Source organism: Porphyromonas levii (assembly GCF_018206105.1).
GTDB classification, from domain to species: domain Bacteria; phylum Bacteroidota; class Bacteroidia; order Bacteroidales; family Porphyromonadaceae; genus Porphyromonas_A; species Porphyromonas_A levii.
In genome coordinates this window covers 1-4533 of record NZ_JADRGN010000068.1, presented here as the reverse complement: position 1 = coordinate 4533, position 4533 = coordinate 1, and the positions used below count along the sequence as shown (strand labels likewise).

Here is a 4533-nt window from a genome sequence, read left to right as displayed (position 1 = left end):
GCAATTCTCGAGATTGAACCTATTCGATGGCGTTAGGTTCTGTGGTGGATACCACTCATCTACAGGAGGTAAGTCGTACACCTTAGAATGGTCGGATCCGAGGGTATACGATTCTCCCCATGCTCCATTAAGCGTTCCTCTTAGGATATGATTATGCTCATAATCTGTACCAACCCCAGCTTGGAACCCTCGCATTTTATTTTGTACCACCCAGAAGAGCACGTTCATCTTTGTTGGAAGAGCAGATTTACTCGCCTCATCATAGGGCTGGGACTTACAAGAAACCTTCACACGCTTGCCGTCTAGTAACTCTACCTTCAAAGAGGAAGAAAGGGTTGGTTTCTTATTCACCTCTTCTCTAGTGGCATAGCCTCCATTGTATGTGATGGGCACATTATTGACATAGATGCTAGGGAAGTAGGGAACCCCACAATGTTTATAATAGGGATTTATGATATCACCTCTAGGTATCAGCTCTTCATTAACCGTATAATAGCCATAGGAGTGGATACTTACAAGTATCAGATTGGGATGCAACTCTTTGGAATAATCATTTAAATCCCTCAATCTGCTGATACAAGCAGGACATCTTTGCCCTGTAAAGTCTACTGCTACGACATTTGACTTCGCATTCCCACCAGTAGGAGGCGTAGGGGCAGGCGGATTGTCGGGTATTGGTTGCTCCTCAGGTGGAGTGGGCTTCTCCTCAGGAGGTGTCACTGACGGAATATCTTCTTTCACAGAAGTAGGGTCATACTCAAATACGTAAATCCAGTGTGCTACCTCCTTCTCCTTGTTCTTTATGCACATACGAACCCGATATGTATCTTTCTTTGCTGGGTTCTTCAAGCCAAAATGCAACGTAATATTGTCTTTTTCATGGGGTGTGTACTTCGGGTTATGGTACTGTTGCTGTAGACCAGTTAGTGCTGAACAATTATCCAAGCAGATACTAACAATCCCAGAATTGGTGTCATCCTTGTGGTCCATCTTCTCTGCAAGCACATCCAGTACAATACCCTTAAGTTGTTCCTCCTTTAAGCCTGCTACAGTTACCACAGGTGATTCTAGCTCTACGATGCCATTGTTTAACTTCTTACCAACAGTGGCTTTTAATTCTTTCCCAGAGGCTATAGGTTGGTTGTCGAGGTAAAACTTTATCTCAGTCTCCTTAGGCTCGGGTTTCTCTTCCTTCTCTGTTTCGGCGTCATTCGAGGTTATACCCGAACCAAGTGGCGCAATGGCTGCTTCATAGATTTCGTCAGTCTTCTTGTTGTAGAGAAAAGCAATCACCTTGGCATTCTTCACCTCCTTTACTGACTGTGGCAACTCCGTAGTTACGGAACGTGTCTCCCCGAGTTGGTAGTCTGCCTCCGTAGCGAGTGCATCCCTAAGTACATTGTGGTGCAGGAACTTCGGCTCCACCTTATTGCCTACCTTTTGTGAAGCATAGATGTCCTCTACAACCCAGACCGCCAAGCCAACCTTCTCACCTTTATCCTGAGACGAGAGCTTCGTACCACGTATCGTGAAGGTTACCTCACGCCCTTTTACTGCACCAATCTTTACCTCTATTTGGTGGGTAGCTTTCTGCTCCAATATCTTTTGTGTAAGAGCCGTCCAAGCACTTCTATCATCAGAATATCGCTCCTTAGCACTCCCGATTGGTAGCCTATTGATCATCACCCCCAGGTACAACACTGGGGATAGCGAACTTCTCGGCACATTTATCAGCGAGAGCCGACTCTAGTGTAGCCTCAGTTTGCTTCGTGCGCTTAGCGTGCATTTCCACTGTGATTACATTGGGCGCATACTTCTTTGATACCTCTTGGAGAATTTTCGCAGCGGTGGGGCAATTGATACACAGCTGACCTGTGTACTCCTCTACCAAGATGGTCTTCCTTTGCTGAGGGAGTTCCTCTTTCTCCTCTTCTTTTGGAACCCATCGGTCTTTGCTATTTACCTTTTGTGCACATCCCCATAGGACACCACCCAGTAGGATAGAAAGGACTACAAAAGCCCAAATACTATTCAAAAATCTCATATCTTCAAAATGTAACGATTATATATCAAAGTTGTACGATAGATAAACTCCCTGAGTGGCTGGCATCAAGCGGCATACTCCGCCAGAGCAATTGATACCTTCCCTGGTCTTGCCATAAGAGAGCTGTAGCCTGTGTGCCCCAAACGAGCCAGCTATGCTTCCCATATAGAAGTGCTCCTTAGTGGTTCCGATATTCCACTGATCGCTAAGGGTAACCATAATATGAGGTAGTATAGAGCACTCCACAAGCCCAAACACCCAGTCTCCTTGTGCTTGCTTACTCATCAGGTACTGCAGCTCCGAGCGCAAGGTTACCTTGGACGATAGTTTGTTCTTCCCCTCGTAGATAAAGATATTGCTGGATACCAAGTCCCCATTGATGGCATGCCCCTCAATCGCTTGCTGGTTATACAGCTGGTTGGAATACCCGAGAGAGAAGGTATAGGTAGGAGAGACTTTCCTCTTGATGTCTAGGTCTATACTATGGTATAGAGGTCCTCCCATTCCGAAAAACGAACTACTATATCCGTCGCTACCCATGATGCTAGGGTCTTGCGGGTTGCTTTCCCATTCAGGTTGCTCCCAAACTCTCTGTATATCCCTTACGACAGAAGCCGTGAGCTTGATATCGGTGCCGTACCTGCCACCGAGCCAAGAGCCTTTTTCTAGCTTTGTTGCAAACTGACCCTGGAAGCTCCACTCCCCTTTGGGCTGTGTAGCATAAGGATAGAGGGCAGCGAGCGAGTAGGTCTGTTGCTTAGTGAAAGGTTGGAGGAAGTTGATACGCATATCGTTTTGTGAGGCACCTCTATCCGAACGGAAGTCGAAGTTCTCACTTCTCCTCGCGCCTATGAATAGACTATTCTTGCCCCAAATATAGCTGGCAGTCAGCATAGCCACAGAGCCTCTACGGAAGATATAGTTATTCCCTCTACTTGGATCAGCACCCTTTGCAGCATACTCCATATAAATATTGAGGTCTTTATAGGCAACCGCCATCCTACTAGCCCAAGCCCCGACAGTCTCAGGGAGTACCAACGCCATGGTTTGCCCATCTCTGATCTGCGTAATCTCTTCTTTGCGCTCATACTTAGCTACATAAGAACCACCCACTCTCAGGAGCACTCCATGGTCTGTGGTGCCGAGTAGATCGCCTACATTCAGCTCCATATCGCCCCCACCCAGAGCTCCTCTATCAGGGTTCCAGACCTTCCACCCACGGTCGAAGTGGTTGCGGTGCTGACCTGCTACCAGTTTGATAGAGAGTAGATCTCTAAAGTTATATGCCAAGCGACCGCCACGGATAGAGTTATCGAGCCCTAGGCTACGATCCTCATAAGAGCGCAAGACTAAGCCACTGCCAAACTGGTCGTACACATCGCCCAGAGTAGCTTCCCAAGACTTGTATTGCCCCGTGAGCGCTACATAAGGAATGCCCCAACCTTTATTGGTTTCGAAGCCAGGTAAAGGGCGAACCATCTCTTCTAGTCTCACCCCTAGGCGGATATACTTATTGTGAATCTGGGTGGTCAGATAGTTGACCCCATGATAGCGATTGGCGGTATGCTCAGGGCTTGTAGAATAATGGAGATCCGATTGGATGCCCAAGTTGACCTGCCATTTATTGGCATCCGTCTCCTGACCATACGAAATGCCGTACCAGCAGAGGCACAGTGCAACGCCCTCTAATACACGATTCAATAGACTATTAATCTTCATTTGTTAGCAGATCTAATGGCTTTGATAATCTCCGACTCTCCGCCCTCTACATAGCCTGTCTTTCGTAGGATTATTTTGCCCTTTCCATCTAGCACGATGACATTAGGCACTACATTCACACCCATAGCTCTTTTGAGCTCAGTATTGGTATCCAGAAGTACAGGAAACTCCCAGCCATGTGCGTGCACCACTGGTTTGACCTTAAACTCATCAGACCCTTCATTGATAGAAATAGCATAGAGCGTGACGCCCGTCTCGTCTTGCCAATCTTCGTACACCTCCTGAATGGCATCTAGCTCTCTAAGACAAGGTTTGCACCAAGTTCCAAAGAAAGAGAGAATTACAGGCTTCCCTTTTTCGAGGAAAGAGGCGGTTGAGACTGTTTTCCCATTCAAATCCTTTAGCTTAACCACCGGTAAGGACTGAGCCATTCCCTGAAGTGAGACAAGACAAAAAGCGATGCACAATACTAACTTCTTTGATAACTTTTTTCGCAAATCCATCTGAGTTTCTATCTAACAAGTAAAAAACGACTATAACTACCCTGAAGAGCACAAAGCGCTCTAGTAGTGTAATAGAGGGCAAATATAAGAAAAATGGTATAGAAAATATGCCATCGTTAATAAAAAATATAGAGATGCGCTCGAATACTGTCTAAAAAGCGGTAACCCATGACTACCAAAGACGTCCCCACCACTACTATCGAACGACAATAGCTATAGTGCATTTCACCCCTCTATAGCCTACTGACTGCGGCTTGCGGGAGTAGT

4 protein-coding genes are annotated in these 4533 nt (G+C 46.5%); all 4 read right to left on the bottom strand.

Features of this window, described 5'->3' with window-relative positions; genetic code table 11:
• A partial coding sequence (locus IX315_RS09400) for an Omp28-related outer membrane protein (RefSeq protein WP_211837410.1) occupies window positions 1–1683 on the bottom strand: 1683 nt, incomplete at its 3' end.
• Window positions 1673–2044, bottom strand: coding sequence for a hypothetical protein (locus IX315_RS09395; protein WP_211837409.1), 372 nt, complete (start codon window positions 2042–2044; stop codon window positions 1673–1675). The genes IX315_RS09400 and IX315_RS09395, both read right to left, overlap by 11 nt.
• A gap of 18 nt (window positions 2045–2062) precedes the next feature.
• A complete protein-coding gene (locus tag IX315_RS09390) occupies window positions 2063–3763 on the bottom strand; it encodes a DUF6029 family protein (RefSeq protein WP_134848968.1) in 1701 nt (566 codons plus the stop codon).
• On the bottom strand, window positions 3760–4194 hold the full coding sequence (locus tag IX315_RS09385) for a peroxiredoxin family protein (protein WP_018358476.1): 435 nt from the start codon (window positions 4192–4194) through the stop codon (window positions 3760–3762). The genes IX315_RS09390 and IX315_RS09385 overlap by 4 nt, the downstream gene beginning before the upstream one ends.
• Window positions 4195–4533: the final 339 nt, after the last annotated feature.

Excerpts from the sequence above, each read along its gene's own strand:
- IX315_RS09395 (WP_211837409.1), bottom strand. The coding sequence starts at position 2,044 with ATGAGATTTTTGAATAGTATTTGGGCTTTTGTAGTCCTTTCTATCCTA.
- IX315_RS09390 (WP_134848968.1), bottom strand. The coding sequence starts at position 3,763 with ATGAAGATTAATAGTCTATTGAATCGTGTATTAGAGGGCGTTGCACTG.
- IX315_RS09385 (WP_018358476.1), bottom strand. The coding sequence starts at position 4,194 with ATGGCTCAGTCCTTACCGGTGGTTAAGCTAAAGGATTTGAATGGGAAA.